This is a genomic window from Campylobacter sp. CNRCH_2015_1657 (assembly GCF_025772685.1).
Lineage (GTDB): Bacteria > Campylobacterota > Campylobacteria > Campylobacterales > Campylobacteraceae > Campylobacter_D > Campylobacter_D lari_D.
On the sequence record NZ_JAKMSO010000004.1, the window covers coordinates 33,638 to 52,117 of the forward strand.

Sequence of the window (18,480 nt, forward strand, 5' to 3'; positions counted from 1 at the left end):
GGGGACGACTTGGCTTCGACAGGAGTAGAGTGGCCTTGGTGGCATGTCGCTTTGAGCAAAGCGTATAAAGCTCAAATTAAAATTAAACGCAAACAACGTTAAATTTGCTCCTGCTTACGCTAAAGCTGCGTAAGTTCAGTTGAGCCTGAATTTTAAGTGATACTATCTAGCTTAGGATTTGGTCATTTTCGATAGTGTAGATTGAAATTTGACAAGTTTTGATTGAAGTTAAAGTCTTAGTCTAGCTTGAAATTTTGGAAGGTGAGTTTGGCTAGATGAAATTTTCACCTTTGCTAAGCATGTAGATGCCATGGTTGTTTTATTTTTGGACAGGGGTTCAATTCCCCTCGTCTCCACCAGTAATTAGTTTTTATTAACTAGTGCATCTCTTATATCTATGACAAGGTAAATCACAAAAAAGCTTAAAAATATCGCAACTAAAGATCCAATAAGTGTTACTAGACCTACTATAAATCCTAGAGTAAACATCAGCGCAATAGAATAAATAATCGCTATAATAAAGCTTAATGCAGCTGCTATATCTAGCAAAGTTCTACCAAATTTTATGATTAAATTTTTAATCATAATAACTCCTTAATTAATAATAATTTATTAATTATATCAAAATATATTTTTAATTAATATAAAATTGTAGAATTATTGAAGTTTAGATTTTCTTTGCAAGGCTATCCTTGCAAAGAATTTATACAAATAAAGAATTTACGCTTTCATTGTGATAAACTCTGCGTATTACCTCGCCAAAAATAGGTGCTACGCTTAGGACTTTGATTTTATCCATTTGTTGTTTTAAAGGTATAGTGTCAGTTACTACTAGCTCATCAAGCGCATCTTTGGCTATTCTTTCATAAGCTACGCCGCTAAGTACAGGGTGGGTACAGCAAGCTATAACTGACTTTGCACCTTTGTTTTTAAATACTTCAGCAGCTTTTACTATGGTTCCTGCTGTATCAATGATATCATCTACCAAAATAACTTCTTTATCTTTTACATCACCGATGACATTCATCACTTCGCTTTCATTAGCCTTTTCGCGTCTTTTATCTACTATAACTATATCAAGTCCTAAAGCTTTTGCTACGCTCCTAGCTCTTGCTATACCGCCTATATCAGGACTTGCAATGATAGGATTTTTATAGTTTTTATTTTTAATATAATCATTAAAAATAATACTCCCATAAAGATTATCTACAGGTATATCAAAAAAGCCTTGAATTTGTCCAGCATGTAAGTCTATGGTAGCTACTCTATCCACACCGGCTGATTCTATAAGATTTGCTACTAATTTTGCAGTAATAGGCACCCTAGGACTTGCTTTTCTATCTTGTCTAGCGTAACCAAAATAAGGGATGATAGCTGTGATAGAGCTTGCACTTGAGCGACGCAGAGCATCTGTCATGATTAAAAGTTCCATTAGATTATCATTTGTTGGAGCACAAGTACTTTGAATGATAAATACATCTTTACCACGCACGCTTTCATCTATTTGAATGCTAATTTCACCATCACTAAAACGTTTCACACCCGCATTGCTTAGAGGCAGTGAAAGGTATTTTGAGATTTTTTTAGCAAATTCCTCATTTGCTGAACCAGAAAATATTTTATATCCGCGCATATATAAGCCTTAGAAAGTTTTCTGTGATGATATAAAATTTTTTTTGAAAATACAATAAAACATATCAAAAGCCGTGCAATCTTTTTAAATCCGCATCAATAGGAAGTTTATTTCCGTCTTTATCTACACTTACATAAGTTACCACAGCTGAAGTTACATGCATGCAATATACACGGCCATAATCATTGGCTCTTTGGGTAACTACTTCTACTTCTACGGTGATAGAAGTATTACCTGCTTTGATGATTTTTGCATAGCAAGATACCAAATCACCTACGAAAATTGGTTCTTTAAAAATGATCTTATCCACTGCTACAGTTACTACTCTTTGCGGAGAAAGCTCCCTTGCTGCAATGGCTCCAGCTAGATCAATTTGTGACATGATCCAACCACCAAAGATATTACCAGCGGGGTTTGTATTGCTTGGCATAGCTATAACTCTTAGTTTAGGTTCTCCCATATCTTTCATACATTCTCCTTGTGTTTTGAAAAAAACATTATAATTAAGTTTTAAAAATAAAGAAAGGTAAAAAATGAATGATTTTAAGCAAATAGCAAAAATTGTGAAAAATAGGAAACAAAATATCAATAGTCTTTATAATATACTTCAAACTAATCAAAGTCATCCTTTGATAGATAGAGCTTTAGAACTAGCTAATCTTGAAAATGAAAAAAGCAATGTTTTGGCAATGTTGCGTCGTTTGGTGGATTTAAAAGAGGAAAATTTAGTCCAAGAACTTGAGAAAAAAGGTTTAAATGAAGAAGAAATTTCTCAAATAAAATATAAAGTTTTTTCTTTAGTAAGAGCCTTTTATGAAGTAGAACATCAAGATTTAATCGATGAGATTAAGAGTAAAAATTTACTTGATGAGTTTTATTTGGCTTTAGTTCAAGGTGTGCATAATATAGGCGTAGTTATGAATTCTTTTGAGCTTGTTTGGAGCAAGCAAATTTTAGATACAAATAATAAAATCTTAAAAGAACAATTTCCAAATTTAAGCGATGCTTTGGAGTTTTTAAAACAAAATGAGCTTTATCAGCTTAATCAAGATGGTGAAATTTGTGAAAGAAGCTATGGAGCTTTAGTTAAAATAGGAACACTTTGGAGATTTTTACCTTATGCAAAAGCTTTTGAAAATGAAGTTTTAAAGCTTGAATATGAATTTGATAAACTTTTAGAAAAACTAAGAAATTGTGTGCTAGATGATGAAAAAAATGCTTATATTGATTATATAGAAAAATTAAAATTTGCATTTTGTGAAAAAGATAATAATGAAGTAGTTAAAAAATGGCAAGAAGCAGAGCTTGCATGGATGGAAGTAAAATGTCCATTACAAATTGGCCATCCTTTAGAATACTATGAAGACTCTTATACGCATGCAGTAGCACTTGAGTGGGATATACGCTTAGAAGATGTGAGTGATTTTAATGGGAGCGAGTTTAAAGATAAAATCAAAGAAAGCTTTGCAATGGTGTATGCAAATTTAGATGAAGAAGATGAAGCTTTGTTTGATGAAGTGAATTTTAATCTTGAAAAAACTCAGCTTTATATTTGTATGCCTATGATTTTTTATGGAGCAGAGCTTAAGGGGCTTTTTTCTGCTCAAGTAGTGCCAAATGATGAGTATGTAAGCAATATAGCAGGTAAAAAGATCTTTGCTTTTTTAAATTATGTTTATGAAAATGCTAAAACCAAGCCTTTTATGAAGCTTTCTTCTATGGTATTTGAAAAAGAATTTTTAGATTATGGTAGAGAAATTTTATTTTACAATGAAAAATTATGGAAAAGAATTTATGAAGTTTCTACCATAGGTCATGAGTTTGGGCATATTTTCTTTGTGGCAAATGATAGCGAAAAGAAAATGAATGAAAGTGGTGTGTTTAAAAATATAGAAGAGTTTAAAGCTACTGCGGGCGGGCTTGTAAATTTCTTTTTACATGAAGAAGATGATTTAAAGCTTCCTGTATTTTATGAGCTTATTAAAAGGGCTATAGGATTAATTGCTTGGCAAAGAGTAGAGGAGGTTAAGCCTTATTATACAGAAGGTTTGATTCATTTGTCATTGTTGTTTAAATCAGGGGTGTTATCTTTTGCAAATGAGAAATTAAACATTAAATTTGATGAGGAAGCTTACGAGAGTTTTAAGGCTGTGTTTATGCAAAATTATTATAAGCTAGCAAGACATTATATGTTAAAAGAAGATGCTAAAAATTATTTAGATGAATTTTGTGTTTTAGAAGATGAGGTGTTTTTACCGCTTGATGAAGAGTGTAAGGAATTTGTAAAATACTACTATGAATTACACAAACTTTATGGCAATGAAATCGATGAAAGTGGAGAGTTTGAAAAATACTCTAATGCAAAATAAAATTTTATCAAGAAGAACTTAGCTTTCTTCTTGATATTTACTATTTTCTAATGCTTTTTCCATATCTTTTTGCGTTTTTAAAATAGCTTTACTAAAGCCATTTAGTACTGAAAATGGAGCAAATTGTGCCGCTCTTTTTTCTCTTGACATTGGTGGAAATTGTTTTGATTTTTGATATTTTATATCTATTATATCTTTATAATCATCATGCATTATGACCTCCTATTAAAGAAGTAATTTCTTTAGTCTCATCATCCAAGCTTGAAGCTTTTAAAATAGCTTTTTTACCAAATTTTTGCATGATTTGAAGTCTTGCTTTTTGGAGCTTTTCTTCTTTTTCAAGTTGATTTTTTTCTTGTGAAATTGCGTTAAAATCACTAAATAAATTTAATTCTTGGAAATTTTCTTGAGCTTTATCTGTGATATTATTTAAACTTAGGCTGATTTTTCTAATACTTAAGTTTTTATCACTGATTTTATAAAAAAGTTCTAAGGTTTTTTTGTTGATGATTTTTAAAGAATGGGTAAAATTTTCTAAATTCATACTTCCGTGAGCATTTTTAGGTATAGCTCTTCCGTAATTATCTTTAGTAATAGCTCCTTTATAAGAACTCAAAAAACTTGAATTTTCTAAATTGCTTTTATCATATTGTATATCTAGTGTGATATGGTTTGTTTTAAGGTTATTTTGTATAAGTTCAAGTACCAAATGATCTACAAGTTCTTTTAAAACCTTTATTGTTTGATTATTATCATATGCAAAAGGTAAAACTTTAGCCATGATTTTAGAGTGATTTTGTGATTTGTAATTTTTAATATCTTTCATTGTGCAAGTTTCAATACCCCATGCATGATCGATCAAAAGTTCAGCATTAACACCAAAGTGTTTATAAAGCAAGTCTTCATGTTTTAAAGAAAATCTTGCAAGATCTCCCATAGTATAAATGTTTAAATCTGCAAGTTTTAAGGCAATACCTTTACCTATACGCCAAAAATCTTTTAAAGGTTTATGCTGCCACAATTTATATCTATATAATTTTTCATCTAAAAAGGCTATAAGCAAGTCATTTTCATCTACTTTTTGTCTTTTAGCGAGTATATCCATAGCAATTTTAGCTAAGTATAAATTTGTGCCTATGCCTGCTGTTGCGGTGATTTTACTTGTGTGTGAAATATCAAGTAAAACCTTAGTAAGTAGCTCATAAGCTGATAGTTTGTATTTTTCAAGATAAGAACTAAGATCGATAAAAACTTCATCAATAGAGTATATATGAATATCTTTAGCATCAAAATACTTCAAATAAATGCTGTATATTTTTGTGCTAAATTCTATATAAGTAGCCATTCTGGGCTTAGCAATAATGTAGTCTAATTCTAAATTTAAATCATTTTCAAGTTCTAATATACTAAAACTTTTAGCTTTAAAGTGGTGTTTTTGAGCTTGTTTTAGTCTTTCTTGGTTGATTGAATGGATTTTTTGTTTAAACTCAAAAAGCCTTAACCTACCGGGTATATTGTAAGTTTTTAGCGCAGGTGAAACTGCTAGTATGATGGTTTTGTCCGTTCTTGTTTCATCTGCTACAATAAGATTAGTTGTTAAAGGATCTAAATTTCTTAAAACGCACTCAGCTGATGCATAAAAAGATTTCAAGTCAATAGAAGCGTAAATTTGCATAGTATGTGAAGCTTGCCTTTAGATTTATTAAGTTTTGATGGTATTAATTATAACAATAAAAATTACTAAAATAGATGAAATAAAATGAAATTTATAAGGTGGCGGACAGAGAGGGATTTGAACCCTCGAGACCCGTTAAGATCTGCACCCTTAGCAGGGGTGTGGTTTCAGCCACTCACCCATCTGTCCGTATTAAAAGGTAAAGTATATCTTATTGTTTATAAGATATACCTTAAATTTATACACTGAAATAAGCTATGATTAAAGTTATAATAAAACCAGCACCTAAAACTGCTATTTGTTTACCTCTATCTTTGCGTATAGCTATAATAGTGATTAAAAGTCCTGAAATATAAAGTATTATCATAGCAAGTGCAAAAGCTAACCCAAGTACAGAAAAGTACCACATACCTTTATCTTTATGAAGCAAAATCATATTTCCAAGCAAGCTTCTATCTTTTGTTGTAATTTTATAGTCATTCTCATCTAATTTTATAATACTTGCTATATAATTTATAGTCCCAAGTTCTATACCATCACCTTTTTTGTTGAGTTTTGGTTCCAAAGATGAAGGAATTTTTAAGTTGTTTTTCTTTAAAAAATCAATTAAAAATTCAGCTTCAGCACCCTCTTGAATAATAGCTTGAACTTTGTAATTTTGAATTTTAGCTCCACTTTCTCCATCAAAACCAGCTATATAAGCAAAACCTGTGATTGCATATAAAAATGCAAGTGGTAAGAAAAATAAACTAATGTAAATGTGAATTTGTCTGAATAATTTGTTTTTATTCATTTTTACTCCTTTTTGAAAAATAATAAAAAGTATATTGATAGAAAATGAAGTGAAAGTAAAATTAATATTTTTTAAATTTACGAGCTAGGGTAAAAAAACTACGAACAATCCCATAAAGCACATATAAACTAGCAATAATCAATGCACTTTCTAAAAAATACAGATAAAGCATAGAAAATAAAATTACTAAAAGGATTAACACCTTCAAAACATTTGCTCTTTTTAAATCGATTTTCTTAAAACTTGGATACCTTATGTTGCTTACCATTAAAAAGGCTAGAAGCATTTGGATACATATTATTATTAAAGAAAAATCATGTAAAAAATCATAATATAAATAAGCACTTACCCATAAAGCACTTACAACTGCTGCTGTTGGTATAGGTAGACCTATGAAAACCGATGGTTCATAAGTTCCTGTTGTGACATTAAATCTTGCCAAGCGTATAGCGCCAAAAACTACAAATAAACCAGCTATTAATGAGCCAAAACGACCATATTCATAACCTATGCTCATATAAAAAAGCATAGCAGGTGCTACACCAAAGGCTATTAAATCAGCTAGTGAGTCAAACTCAACTCCAAATTTAGAAGTAGAGTTGGTAGCTCTTGCAACGCGTCCATCTAAACCATCGCAAATTAATGATAAAATGATATAAATTAATGCTTTATCAAAGTTTTGATTAATAGAAGCAATCACTGAAATAATACCTAAAAATATGGAAGCGGCTGTAAAAAGATTAGGTAAAATATAAATTAGTTTAAAATTCATGGATTTAAATACCCTATTAATGTACCAATGCGTACTTTATCATTTTCATTTACGCAAATTCTAGTGTCTTTTGGAAGTAATAAACTCACACTGCCATCAAACATAAAACCTATATTTTGTCCATGGTTTAAATGATGGCCAAAATCATCAATATGAGCTTTTCTATTTAATGCTCCAAAAATAACGCGTAATGCCCATTGTTTGCTCTTGGAATTAGCTAAAAATAACATTCTTTCACCCATTAAATTTGTATTTTTCATAAATGGACATAAAAAAAGTCCATGCCTTATTCTAGTTTCTTCTATATTCATATCAAGCGGAGCTATGATATTTCCTTGGGAAAAAATATTATTGATAATTTGCACTTCTATACACTCGCCAAGTTCTTTATACGAGCTTGTTTTGATACATTTGATTTTTCCTTCTATGGGAGCTATAATGGTGTTTGGATCTGCTATATAATCAATTTTTTTAGCTCTAAAAAGATAAATAAAAAATATAAAAATACACCATAAAAGCCAAGAAAATCCCCATATAAATTGAAATATTGCAAAAACTATAGCTAGATCTATAAGCAAACTCCAACCAGTTTTTGCAATAAAATTTGTTTTCATTAGTCTTCCTTAGTAGCTTCTCGCTCTTTTTCTTCTAGGCGTGTTGGAAGATTATTTTCTTCTTCATAGTTTTTAATAATCTCTCTTACTTTGGTACCATCAATAGTTTCTTCTTCATAGAGTGCTTGCACCATCACCTCTATAGCACCGCTATAGGTTTTTAAAATTTCTTTTACGCCTGCATAGCGTTCATCCAATGTTTTCTTTACATACTCATCTAAATCTTGAGCCATTTTATCAGAATAATCTTTTACAGTTTGCCCGCCACTTAAGAAAGTATTTCTTTGCTTTTCAAGTACCATTAAGCCTGCAATTTCACTCATACCATACATAGAAATCATAGCTTTGATAATATCAGTTGCACGCTCAAGGTCATTGCTTGCACCTGTCGAAATTTCTTTAATGAAAATTTCTTCAGCCGCGCGTCCTCCTAAAAGCACATCAACTTCAGCTAAAAGTTCATGTTTTTGCATTAAAAATTTATTTTCTTCAGGGGTATTGAGTGTATATCCTAAAGCTGCTAAACCACGAGGAATAACAGAAACTTTACTTACTTTTTTAGCACCTTTTGTAGTTTCAGCTATTAAAGCATGGCCGCACTCATGATAAGTTACGATTTTTTTCTCTTTATCATTAATTCTGCGTGATTTTTTCTCAAGTCCTGCTATGGCTCTTTCTACTGCCTCTACTAAGTCTTTTTGCTCCACATGTTTTTTAGAATCCCTACCTGCAAGCAAAGCCGCTTCATTAATGATATTTGCCAAATCAGCACCCGCAAGACCTGCTGTTAATCTTGCAATATCTTCTACTTTTACTTCAGGTGAAATTTTAACATCTTTCATATGGACTTTTAAAATATCACATCTACCTTTAAAATCAGGCTTATCTACCAAAACTTGCCTATCAAAACGCCCCGGTCTAAGTAGTGCTGCATCAAGTACTTCAGGGCGATTTGTCGCTGCTAGAACAATTACTGGTGAGCTTTCGGTACCAAAACCATCCATTTCAGCTAGAAGTTGATTTAAAGTTTGCTCTCTTTCATCATTTCCGCCCATCATACCGCTTGCTGCACGTGATTTACCTATAGCATCGATTTCATCTATAAATACAATAGCTGGAGCTTCTTTTTTAGCATTTTCAAACAAATCTCTTACTCTAGAAGCACCAACTCCTACAAACATTTCTATAAAAGATGAACCTGATACGCTAAAAAATGGCACATCAGCTTCGCCTGCCACTGCTTTTGCAAGCAAAGTTTTACCTGTACCTGGAGGACCAACAAGCAAAAGTCCTTTTGGAATTTTTGCTCCAAGATTGATGTATCTTTCAGGATATTTTAGAAAATCAACAATTTCTTTAACTTCTTCTTTTGCTTCTTCAACACCTGCAACATCATTAAATTTAACCTTCGGTTTTTCTGAATTTACAAGTTTTTTAGAACTTCCTATACCAAGTATAGATCCACCCATATTTTTTTGCATACGAGAAGCTAAAAACATCCATATACCAAAGAAAATAAATACTGGCAAAACCCAAGAAAGTAAGATATCTATAAACCAATTGCTTTCATTAAAAGCACCATAGGAAACGCCTTTTGAGTCAAGTAAAGGAACAAAAGTAGCATCATTTGGAACTTTTTTGGTAATATATACCATATTTCCTGCTTTAGATACAGCTTTTATAGTAGTTTGACCTATATTAACTTGGGCAATTTGATTATTTTCAATTAAAGTTTTTAATTCAGAATAAGTAACTTTTTTAGTGTTTTCTCCGCCCATAATACCCATGCTACCATCATCTGAAAATCCTTTAAATAAAAGAATCATCACAATGGCAAAAATAGCAAAAATAAAAATGGGATTTTTGTTAAAAAAGTTATTATTGTTTTGATTATCTTTTAAATCATTTGGTTTTTTATTCATTATTGCAATTCCTTTTTATAAACTAAACTCAACCATTCTCCTTTGTGTTTGCATTCTAACAAAGTGAAATCTTTGAATTTATTTTTAATCCTTTCTTCATATTTATTTAATATACCAGATAAGATCAAAATTCCACCTTCTTTGGTTTTTTCTTTAAGATCTTTTTCTAGTATGATCAATATATCGGCAATGATATTTGCCACAACTATATCATATTTATGTAAGCTTTTATTAATAGAACCTACCCAAATATCATCAAAGCTAACTTGATTTAATTTTGCGTTTTCTTTACTTGCAACTATAGCTAATTCATCTGTATCGCAAGCTTGTACTTTGGCTCCAAGTTTTGCCATGATAATGCTTAAAATTCCACTTCCACAACCCACATCTAAGCAAAATTTGGAATTATCTGTATATTTTTGTAGAAATTCTATACAAGTATAAGTACTCTCATGATGTCCTGAGCCAAAAGCTAGAGCAGGATCTATAATGATATTAATTTTATCTTGTTTAGCTTCTTGCCAAGTGGTGTGAATATGGATATTATCGATCGTCAAAGCTTGTATACCTTTTTTATACTCTTCTATCCAATTTTTATTTTCTTTTTTTTCTAAGGTAGAGTGGAAATTAATATGAGTATTTAGTTTTTGACATAATTTTTGATGAAAATCATGCAAGGCTATTTTAATGAGTTCTATATCTTCTTCTGATCTTATATAAATACCATTGTTTTTTTCTTCTATAGCGTCTATCTCTAGAGAAAAGATAAGATCAAGGAATAAATCTAAATATTCCTTGTCTGTTTGAAAAAAAAGTTCGTAATAATGTGTTTGCATAAAAACTTATAATTAGCCTTCGTTTGTTCCTAAAACATCTTCAAGTTTTTCTTTTAACACTTGAGGAGTAAAAGGTTTTACAATATAGTTATTTACGCCTGCTTTTAAGGCGGTAATAACTTCTGCTTTACCACCTTCTGTAGTTACCATAATAATTGGCATATCAGCATATTTTTCTTCCGCTCTTACTTTTTTTACTAATTCCAAGCCATTCATTTCAGGCATATTCCAGTCAGTAATTAAAATTTTAATATCATCATTTTGTGAAAGTAAATCCCAAGCTTCAACTCCGTGTTCAGCTTCTAAAACATCCTTGTGGCCTAATCTTACAAGGGTATTTTTGATTATTCTTCTCATGGTAGAACTATCATCAACTACTAATAACTTCACTTTTTTTCCTTTATCTTGATGTAATTACATAAAACTGTAATTGTATCGTTTTTATTTTTATTAATCAATTAAAAGTTTATATTATATCATTTTAAAATAAAATTAGAATTTAATCACTCTCCGTTTTTATTGTGATTAAATTCAGGCACAATCTCCTTTAAAACTTTTGCAGGATCTGTGCTTTGGAGTAATTTTTCTATTTCTTGATTTAAAATTTTTAAATCTTTAAGATCACTAGTGGTAACAAATATACTTTCATATTGAGTTTTTAAATCATTTTCATGGATTAAAAGCTCTTCGTAAAGTTTTTCACCTTTTCTAAGTCCAGTGATTTTGATTTCTAACTTTTTATTAGAAAGTAAAAGCATTTTTTTAGCTAAATCCATGATTTTAACAGGCTCACCCATATCAAGTACAAATAATTCTCCACCTTTGGCAATAGCCGCAGCTTGTAAAACAAGTTGCACAGCCTCATCTACTAACATAAAATAACGCACTATATCAGGATGAGTAAGAGTAAGTGGCTCATTAGCTGCAATTTGAGCTTTAAATTTAGGTATTACACTTCCACTTGATCCTAAAACATTACCAAAACGCACACAAGCTACTTCAAAATTTTCACAACTTGAGCTTAATGTATAAAGTTCACAAATTCTTTTTGTGCAACCCATGATGTTAGTCGGTCTTACAGCCTTATCGGTGCTTATCATAACAAATTTAGCAACTTTATAAGCTTTTGCAAGATCGATTAAATTTTTAGTACCAATAATGTTATTTAAAATAGCTGAATGTGGATTTTGCTCACATAAAGGCACATGTTTGTAAGCTGCTGCATGTAAAATCAAATCTATGTTTTTTTCTTGTAAAAGTTTTTCTAACGCTTCTTTGTCTAATATACTCATCATAATAGGTTCGATTTTTTCTTTATGTAAGCTTAATTCTTCATTGATTTTATATAAATTATACTCACTATGATCAAGCATGATTAAGTGTTTTGCACCAAATTTAATGCATTGTTTGCAAAGTTCACTTCCTATAGTTCCACCAGCTCCACTAACTAAAACTACTTTATCTTTGATAAAATCAATCACGCAAGCATTATCCAAATCTTTTGGCTTACGCGCTAATAAATCTTCGATACTTATATCTCTTGCTTCATTTTGCGTAAAAGAAAAAAGCTTTATATCATTAATCCCATAAGCAATGAGTTCGTCAAAAAGCTTTTTTAATTCTTCTTGCTCAAGTTTTAAAGCAATGATAGCAGTATGAATTCCTTCAGCGGTATATTTTCTGATTGCTTCTTTTTCTTCAACTATAAATTTATCACAATAAGTACCTATTAAATTTTTACGCTCATCTACCACAGCTACAGGGAAAAGTCCTAAGCTCCCTTCTTTAGCTCCTTTTAATAAATGCAAAGCCTTTGAAGTGGCGCCAACTACTATACAAGGATGTTCTTCGTTGTATTTTGGCTTTCTAAAATCAACTATCATTCTTTTGCTTATACGCAAACTTCCAATTAGCATACAAGATAAAACAAAGTCTATTCCTATAACGCTTCTTGGAAAAGGATTAAAAAAATCATCATAAAAATAATAAATTGCTAAAAATACAAGCTCAGCCAAAGCTAAAGCGATGACTAATTTACGCGCTTCATTAAGGGAGAAAAATCTCCAAGCAACTTGATAAATTTTAAAAAAAGCTAGAAAAATGATTTTAAGTAAAATCAAAATCACAGCACTTTTAAACATACCTTCATAAAATTCACTTGGGATGTCTGCACTAAAGCGTAAAGAAAAAGACAAATAAATACTTATAACAAAAAGTAAAATATCAGCGCCTAGAAAAAATCCTAAGCGTTTGCTTTTATAATCCATCTTAGTCCTTTAAGGTGTTTAAGATTAAAGTAGAAACTTCCTCTACATCAGCTTTGCTCATAGTAGTTGCACTTGGAAGACAAATTCCATTACTAAAGAAAAACTCACTATTACCATTTAAGTAAGCATCGCAGCCTTTGTAAAGTTCTTGCAAATGCATTGGCTTCCAAAGTGGACGACTTTCGATTTTATTATCTTTTAAAACTTGTATGATTTTTAAAATTTTATCTTGAATTTGAACATTTTTATTTTCACATATACAATGTTTTTCATAAGTATTAAGTTTATTTAAATCAAAATCAAGTAAAGCAGTGCTTAACCAGCGATTTGACTTGGTATTTTCAAGCTCATCTAAAAAAGTAAAAGTTCCACTTAAAAATTCTTTATACCAGCTATAAATTTCACGCTTTTTACTCACTCTTTCTTCTAAAACTTCCATTTGAGCAGTACCGATTGCACCTAAGATATTGCTCATTCTATAATTATAGCCATATTCTTTATGCTCATAATGAAGGCAATTTTCTCTAGCTTGGGTGCTATAAAATCTTGCTTTTTCAAGATTAGTATGACTTTCACTCACAAGCATGCCACCACCACCTGTTGTGATGATTTTATTACCATTAAAAGAATATACTCCAAAATCCCCAAAAGTACCTAAAGCTTTATTTTTGTAAAAACTTCCCAAAGCTTCAGCAGCATCTTCGATTAAAAAAATCTCATTTTCTTTACAAATTTGGACAATCTCATCCATTTTAGAAGCATTACCATAAAGGTGTGTTAAAATGAGAGCTTTTGGCTTTTTAGGACTTTCTTTGATAGCTTTTTTTAATAAATTTACATCTAAATTATAAGTTTCATCACAATCAATAAATACAGGCGTAGCATTCATGTAAGAAATAGGTGCTACTGAAGCAATAAAGGTAAAACTTGAAGCTAGAACTATATCGCCTTCTTTGATGCCCAAAACTCTTAAAGCTAAATGAATAGCTGCAGTGGCTGCATTTAGAGCAAGTGCGTTAGAACTTTTTGTATAATCTTTAACACTTTGTTCTAAGGCATTAACAAATTCACCCAAAGGTGCTATATAATTACTTTCAAAAGCTTTGTGTATGTATTCTAATTCTTTTCCACTTATATGTGGTGCTGATAGAAAAAATCTCATTTTACCTCCTTTATTTTCTTGGCAGGAACTCCAGCATAAATGCCTTTAGAAGTTAAGTTTTTAACTACAACTGCTCCTGCTCCTAAAGTTATATCATCATTTAAACTTATACAAGGAATAACACTTGAATTAACTCCTAAAAAACAACGCTTTCCTATTTTTACATTTCCTGTTAGTTTAGCTCCAACGCTAATATGGCTAAACTCATCTACAAAACACTCATGCTCAATCACACAAGCAGTATTTAAAATCACACCTTTTGCAATACTAGCTTTAGCATTAACTACGACATTTGGCATGATTAAAATACCCTCATCATCTAAAAAAGCACTTGGGCTAATAATAGCACTTTTGTGTATCAAATTAACTAATCTAAATCCATCATCTTTTGCTTTTTTGAAAAGTTTTTCTCTAATAGAGTTTGCGCCAATAGCAATAAACATATCGTGTTTTTCTAAATTGGAGTGATATTTTAAGCCTTTATTATCATCTAAAAAGATGATTTTTTCATATCCTAAATTTCTAGCTACATCAGCACAGACTAAACCATGCCCACTAGAACCATATATATAAATACTTTTAGTTGTGTCCATTGAATTTATCCGTTGTAGCTACTCCTTCTTTATTAACCCCGCTTCTTTTTAAAACTTTAATAATGGTCATAAAAAAGATTTTAAGATCAAATAAAAAAGAGCAATTTTGCACATATTCTACATCATATTTAAATTTTTGCTCCCAAGAAATAGCATTGCGTCCATTAATCTGTGCCCAACCTGTAATGCCTGGTCTTACATCGTGGCGTTTTTTTTGCTCTTGATTGTATAAGGGCAAGTATTCTACAAGTAAAGGTCTTGGGCCTATGAAGCTCATATCGCCTTTTAATACATTAAAAAGCTGCGGTAATTCATCTAAACTCAAGCTTCTAACTAGCTTACCAAAAGGCTTTAAGCGTAATTCATCAGGAAGTAATTCTCCATTTTCATCGGTTTCATCACTCATAGTTTTAAATTTATAAATATAAAAAATTTTTTCATTTAATCCTGGTCTTGCTTGTTTAAAAAGCACACTTCCTTGAACGATTTTTAAAACAATACCTATAAGCACTATAAAGGGTAAAAAAATAATCAATAAAATCAAAGCCAAAAAAAAGTCAAAAACACGCTTTAAACCATTTTTATACATTTATAAAACCCCTATAAAAGTCAAGATATTTCAAAGCTATGATATTTTCATCATAATTTTGTGCTCTAAGAAAAGCATTTTGCGCTAAAGTATTTTTTAGTTTTTCATCTTCTAGTAAAACTGCGATTTTTTCAGCTAAATCCTTGCTATCTTTGCTTTTACAAATTAAACCGTCTATGGCATTATTCACTGCTTCAATGCAACCCTCAGCATCACTTACCACGCATGCTTTTTTACAAGCTTGTGCTTCTAAAACCGTTCTTGGATAGCCTTCTTTATAACTTGGTAAAACAAAAATATCGCATAAATTTAATAAATGTGCAATATCACTTCTTGCGCCAAGATAAAAAACATCATTTGAGTTTAAAAATTCTAATGGTGCACAAGATTTATTATCATCTCTTCCACCCACTAAAACAAAATTTGCCTTATCTTTTAAAATTTGGCTTGCTTCATAAAATTCTTTAATTCCTTTATGCCAAAGTGCTCTTGAAATCATTAAAACGATAGGTTTATCAGGCATATTGTGTTCTTTTAAAAAAGCTTGTTTTTCTTCTGTGCTAATTTTTAAAGGTAAAAATTGTTTTAAATTTAGCCCTACGGATTTTATGATTTTGATTTTTTCTTCTTTTAAGCCTAAATTTTTCATAAATAAAGCATTGCTTTCATTGACAAAAATAAAACCATTAGCAAGTTTAAAAGAAATTTTATAAAGTAAATTAATGCTCATTCTTACTAATTTGCTTTTAAAATCATCATCTATATAAAAACTTCCTAAGCCCTCAACTAAACCAAAAGTGTATTTAATGCCCGCCATTTTAGTTGCTATAATACCTGTTGTATTGCTTTTGTGAGCGCTTGTTTGTAAAAGATCTAAATTTAAACTTTTGAGTGTATTTTTTAAACTAAGTAGATTTTTAAAAACAATCAAAGGATTAACACTTGATCTAGCTAAATCATAAAAGCAAACCTTATAGCCTAGCTCTTGTAACTTAATAGCAAAATCATCTTTTGGAGTGATGATTATAACTTCATGATTATTTTTTTCTAAAGCTCTAATGAGTGCAAGACGAAAATAATACACACTCATTGCACTATGGGTTAAAATTCCTATTTTCATCTTTTTAGCCTATAAATTTTCGCTCTTGCATCATTAGTGACTTGCTCAAATAAATCTTGATCGTATTGATTTAATAAAAACATTTGTATGTAAGCACTATTATAAAGATTTTCATCTAAAATCACAAAGCTTTTATATTCTCTTAAAAAGAGTAAATAAATTTGAGCTTTTGAATCAATTTCATTGTAATAAAATTTGCCATTAGTGATGGATTCTATATCTACAAAAGCTTTTAAAGGTATAGTTGTACCTTCTAGTTTTAAAGCTCTAAAATCATTAATAATTTCTACTCCATTATCAAGCATAACAGAACCTGTTGTTTTATCTTGAGCTATGGCATTGGCTTGAGAGAAAAATAAACTTTTTTCTTGCTCTCCATTGTCAGGATTTGTATTTGCAAATTGTGCTACCACGGGCATGATACGCAACATTCTATAAGGCATGTAAATATATACATCTCTAGTTTTATTGGTATCAAATTTAAAATCTTTATCATTTAAACTTTCTAAAAAATCTTTAGCACTTGTTTGGTTATAATCTTTTACCATAGCTTTTAAAACATCAGGATAATTTTCTTTGAAAGATTTTTCAGTGTATTCTACGCTAAGTCTTGCCATATTAGCTGCTGGAATTTGTTCTTTGCTTAAGACAAAAGATGAGAAAAAATTATCTTTTCCTAGGTGTTTTCCACCATCGATTAAGGTTTTTACATCGCTATAATAGCGTATTGGATAACCATAATCCCACCAAGCAACGACATAATCTTCTCTTTGAGCTTTATTTTTTAAATCATTTAAAATACTAGCTTCATAAGAAGTAAAAACAGTAGAGGATTTATAATAATAAATATGCATTAGGGCAGGACTTATACTAAAAAATGCAATGAGTATGAGCAAGATATTTTTATTTTTCAGACTAAGTTTGATTTGTTTTTTTTCTAAAAAATTAAAAAAAGCATATAAAAAATACCCAAAACCCAAAGCCATCACAGGAACTGCATAAATGGTAAATCTAAGTCCAGCTCTTAAAGCCATAAAACCTAGTGCAAGCATAGGTAGAGCCAAAAGCATACTTTTGTGATCTTTGCAAAGTAAGATAAAACCTATAAAAGAAAGGATAAATACTAAAACACTAGAACTAATTCTTTGCATAAATACTTCAGGATCGATAGTATTTACTTCCATAATAGTTTCATTAACATTAAAATACATAAAGGCAGCATCTTTTAAATTTTGCACATCAGAAGCTTTGAAAACATAAAATTTAAGTTGATATAAAACAGGATCTAAACCACCACTTAAATGTAATATCAAAATGCTAATAAAAATCAAAGCCCAAATCATATAAAAATTAATTTTTTCTTCTTTAAAGGCAAAAATAGCAAATAACAATACAGTCAAAGCAAGTTTATATTGCCATGCTAGCATACTTAAAGCTATGATCATTAAAGCAATAGCTAGATAAAAAATCTTTTCTTTTCTATGAAATACTAAAGTATAAAGACCAAAAAGTCCTATCATGGCAAAATTTAAAGAATAACTTGATGGATACCACCACAAATAAATCATGATGAAAACCGGACTTAAAAGTAGGGTAAAAATGTCTTTATTAATAGTTAAGCGTATAAAGGTAAGCAAAATAAGCATTGGCAAAACTAACACTAGCATATCAGTATCATAATACCCACTCATAGTGCGGTTATAATAACTATTTGCAATGCTTCCAAGTAAGGCTGCTATAAAGCCATAGGTAGTGAGTTTATACTCTCTTGCGATTAATATAATAGGCACAACAATCAAAGAAGCAAAAAAAGTACTCATATATAAAATAATACTTTCAAAGCTAAAAGGCAAAATATTATAAAGCCAATAAGTCAAAGTAGAAAGTGAGCTTCCAAAATAAGATAAGTCATTAGGTTGGTGAAAACCTGCTATCATATCCCTTGCACCTTCTGCAAAAGCATAGCCATCATTAGTAGTAATCATAAGTTGATCATTAAAGAAAAACTCATAAAACTCACTTGCCCAAGCTGCCCAGTATAACCTACACAAAACACTAAAAGCAAAGGCTATAAGGATTAAAATACAGGTATATTTTATAGAATTATTATCAGTGAAATTTTGTTGCAGTTTCAT

At 30.4% G+C, this 18,480-nt stretch carries 18 protein-coding genes, 1 tRNA gene and 1 other RNA gene; 2 read left to right on the forward strand and 18 right to left on the reverse strand.

Annotated elements, in window-relative coordinates; genetic code table 11:
• Positions 1-359, forward strand: a transfer-messenger RNA (tmRNA) gene (ssrA, locus tag L8X27_RS03940).
• A gap of 4 nt (positions 360-363) precedes the next feature.
• Here ssrA and L8X27_RS03945 read toward each other — a convergent pair.
• The 3 genes from L8X27_RS03945 to L8X27_RS03955 all read right to left on the reverse strand — a co-directional run bounded on the left by L8X27_RS03945 (position 364) and on the right by L8X27_RS03955 (position 2,102).
• The gene (locus L8X27_RS03945; protein WP_133319756.1) at positions 364-585 is read right to left on the reverse strand and encodes a hypothetical protein; all 222 of its coding nucleotides are present in this window, start codon (positions 583-585) and stop codon (positions 364-366) included.
• Positions 586-703: 118 nt separating this feature from the next.
• Positions 704-1,633 carry a ribose-phosphate pyrophosphokinase gene (locus tag L8X27_RS03950; RefSeq protein ID WP_139470980.1) on the reverse strand — a complete coding sequence of 310 codons (930 nt, stop codon included), beginning with the start codon at positions 1,631-1,633 and terminating at the stop codon, positions 704-706.
• 64 nt (positions 1,634-1,697) lie between these two features.
• Positions 1,698-2,102 (reverse strand): acyl-CoA thioesterase, encoded by a 405-nt coding sequence (locus L8X27_RS03955; protein WP_133319755.1) that lies wholly within the window; start codon positions 2,100-2,102, stop codon positions 1,698-1,700.
• Positions 2,103-2,166: 64 nt separating this feature from the next.
• Here L8X27_RS03955 and ciaB point away from each other — a divergent pair, with 64 nt between their 5' ends.
• Positions 2,167-4,002, forward strand: coding sequence for an invasion protein CiaB (ciaB, locus tag L8X27_RS03960; RefSeq protein ID WP_220567233.1), 1,836 nt, complete (start codon positions 2,167-2,169; stop codon positions 4,000-4,002).
• Positions 4,003-4,020: 18 nt separating this feature from the next.
• Here the strand turns inward: ciaB and L8X27_RS03965 are convergent, their stop codons facing one another.
• From L8X27_RS03965 to L8X27_RS04035, 15 genes are all read right to left on the reverse strand, one after another.
• Positions 4,021-4,215, reverse strand: a complete 195-nt coding sequence (locus tag L8X27_RS03965; protein ID WP_039668753.1) for a hypothetical protein — start codon at positions 4,213-4,215, stop codon at positions 4,021-4,023.
• A complete protein-coding gene (locus L8X27_RS03970) occupies positions 4,208-5,677 on the reverse strand; it encodes a DNA methylase (RefSeq protein ID WP_263671137.1) in 1,470 nt (489 codons plus the stop codon). The genes L8X27_RS03965 and L8X27_RS03970 overlap by 8 nt, the downstream gene beginning before the upstream one ends.
• A gap of 99 nt (positions 5,678-5,776) precedes the next feature.
• Positions 5,777-5,866: transfer RNA gene (locus tag L8X27_RS03975), tRNA-Ser, on the reverse strand.
• 49 nt (positions 5,867-5,915) lie between these two features.
• A complete protein-coding gene (locus L8X27_RS03980) occupies positions 5,916-6,470 on the reverse strand; it encodes a PepSY-associated TM helix domain-containing protein (protein WP_263671138.1) in 555 nt (184 codons plus the stop codon).
• Positions 6,471-6,531: 61 nt separating this feature from the next.
• Positions 6,532-7,242 carry a CDP-diacylglycerol--serine O-phosphatidyltransferase gene (gene pssA / locus L8X27_RS03985; protein WP_133319743.1) on the reverse strand — a complete coding sequence of 237 codons (711 nt, stop codon included), beginning with the start codon at positions 7,240-7,242 and terminating at the stop codon, positions 6,532-6,534.
• Positions 7,239-7,856 carry a phosphatidylserine decarboxylase gene (locus L8X27_RS03990; RefSeq protein WP_263681069.1) on the reverse strand — a complete coding sequence of 206 codons (618 nt, stop codon included), beginning with the start codon at positions 7,854-7,856 and terminating at the stop codon, positions 7,239-7,241. Before L8X27_RS03990 ends, pssA begins: the two co-directional genes overlap by 4 nt.
• Complete coding sequence (gene ftsH / locus L8X27_RS03995; protein WP_263671139.1) at positions 7,856-9,778, reverse strand: ATP-dependent zinc metalloprotease FtsH; 1,923 nt, start codon at positions 9,776-9,778, stop codon at positions 7,856-7,858. Before ftsH ends, L8X27_RS03990 begins: the two co-directional genes overlap by 1 nt.
• Entirely contained in the window at positions 9,778-10,614 is an 837-nt protein-coding gene (locus L8X27_RS04000; RefSeq protein WP_133319740.1) for a 50S ribosomal protein L11 methyltransferase, read from the reverse strand. The genes ftsH and L8X27_RS04000 overlap by 1 nt, the downstream gene beginning before the upstream one ends.
• Positions 10,615-10,626: 12 nt before the next feature.
• Complete coding sequence (locus L8X27_RS04005) at positions 10,627-11,004, reverse strand: chemotaxis response regulator CheY (protein ID WP_039619063.1); 378 nt, start codon at positions 11,002-11,004, stop codon at positions 10,627-10,629.
• A 113-nt stretch (positions 11,005-11,117) separates the two neighbouring features.
• On the reverse strand, positions 11,118-12,881 hold the full coding sequence (gene pglF, locus L8X27_RS04010; protein ID WP_263666384.1) for a UDP-N-acetylglucosamine 4,6-dehydratase (configuration-retaining): 1,764 nt from the start codon (positions 12,879-12,881) through the stop codon (positions 11,118-11,120).
• A 1-nt stretch (position 12,882) separates the two neighbouring features.
• Positions 12,883-14,043 (reverse strand): UDP-N-acetylbacillosamine transaminase, encoded by a 1,161-nt coding sequence (gene pglE, locus L8X27_RS04015; RefSeq protein WP_263681070.1) that lies wholly within the window; start codon positions 14,041-14,043, stop codon positions 12,883-12,885.
• Complete coding sequence (gene pglD / locus L8X27_RS04020) at positions 14,040-14,636, reverse strand: UDP-N-acetylbacillosamine N-acetyltransferase (protein WP_133319737.1); 597 nt, start codon at positions 14,634-14,636, stop codon at positions 14,040-14,042. The genes pglE and pglD overlap by 4 nt, the downstream gene beginning before the upstream one ends.
• A complete protein-coding gene (gene pglC, locus L8X27_RS04025) occupies positions 14,623-15,225 on the reverse strand; it encodes an undecaprenyl phosphate N,N'-diacetylbacillosamine 1-phosphate transferase (RefSeq protein ID WP_039626890.1) in 603 nt (200 codons plus the stop codon). The genes pglD and pglC overlap by 14 nt, the downstream gene beginning before the upstream one ends.
• Entirely contained in the window at positions 15,218-16,345 is a 1,128-nt protein-coding gene (pglA, locus tag L8X27_RS04030; RefSeq protein WP_133319735.1) for a N,N'-diacetylbacillosaminyl-diphospho-undecaprenol alpha-1,3-N-acetylgalactosaminyltransferase, read from the reverse strand. Before pglA ends, pglC begins: the two co-directional genes overlap by 8 nt.
• The gene (locus L8X27_RS04035) at positions 16,342-18,480 is read right to left on the reverse strand and encodes an STT3 domain-containing protein (protein WP_263671141.1); all 2,139 of its coding nucleotides are present in this window, start codon (positions 18,478-18,480) and stop codon (positions 16,342-16,344) included. The genes pglA and L8X27_RS04035 overlap by 4 nt, the downstream gene beginning before the upstream one ends.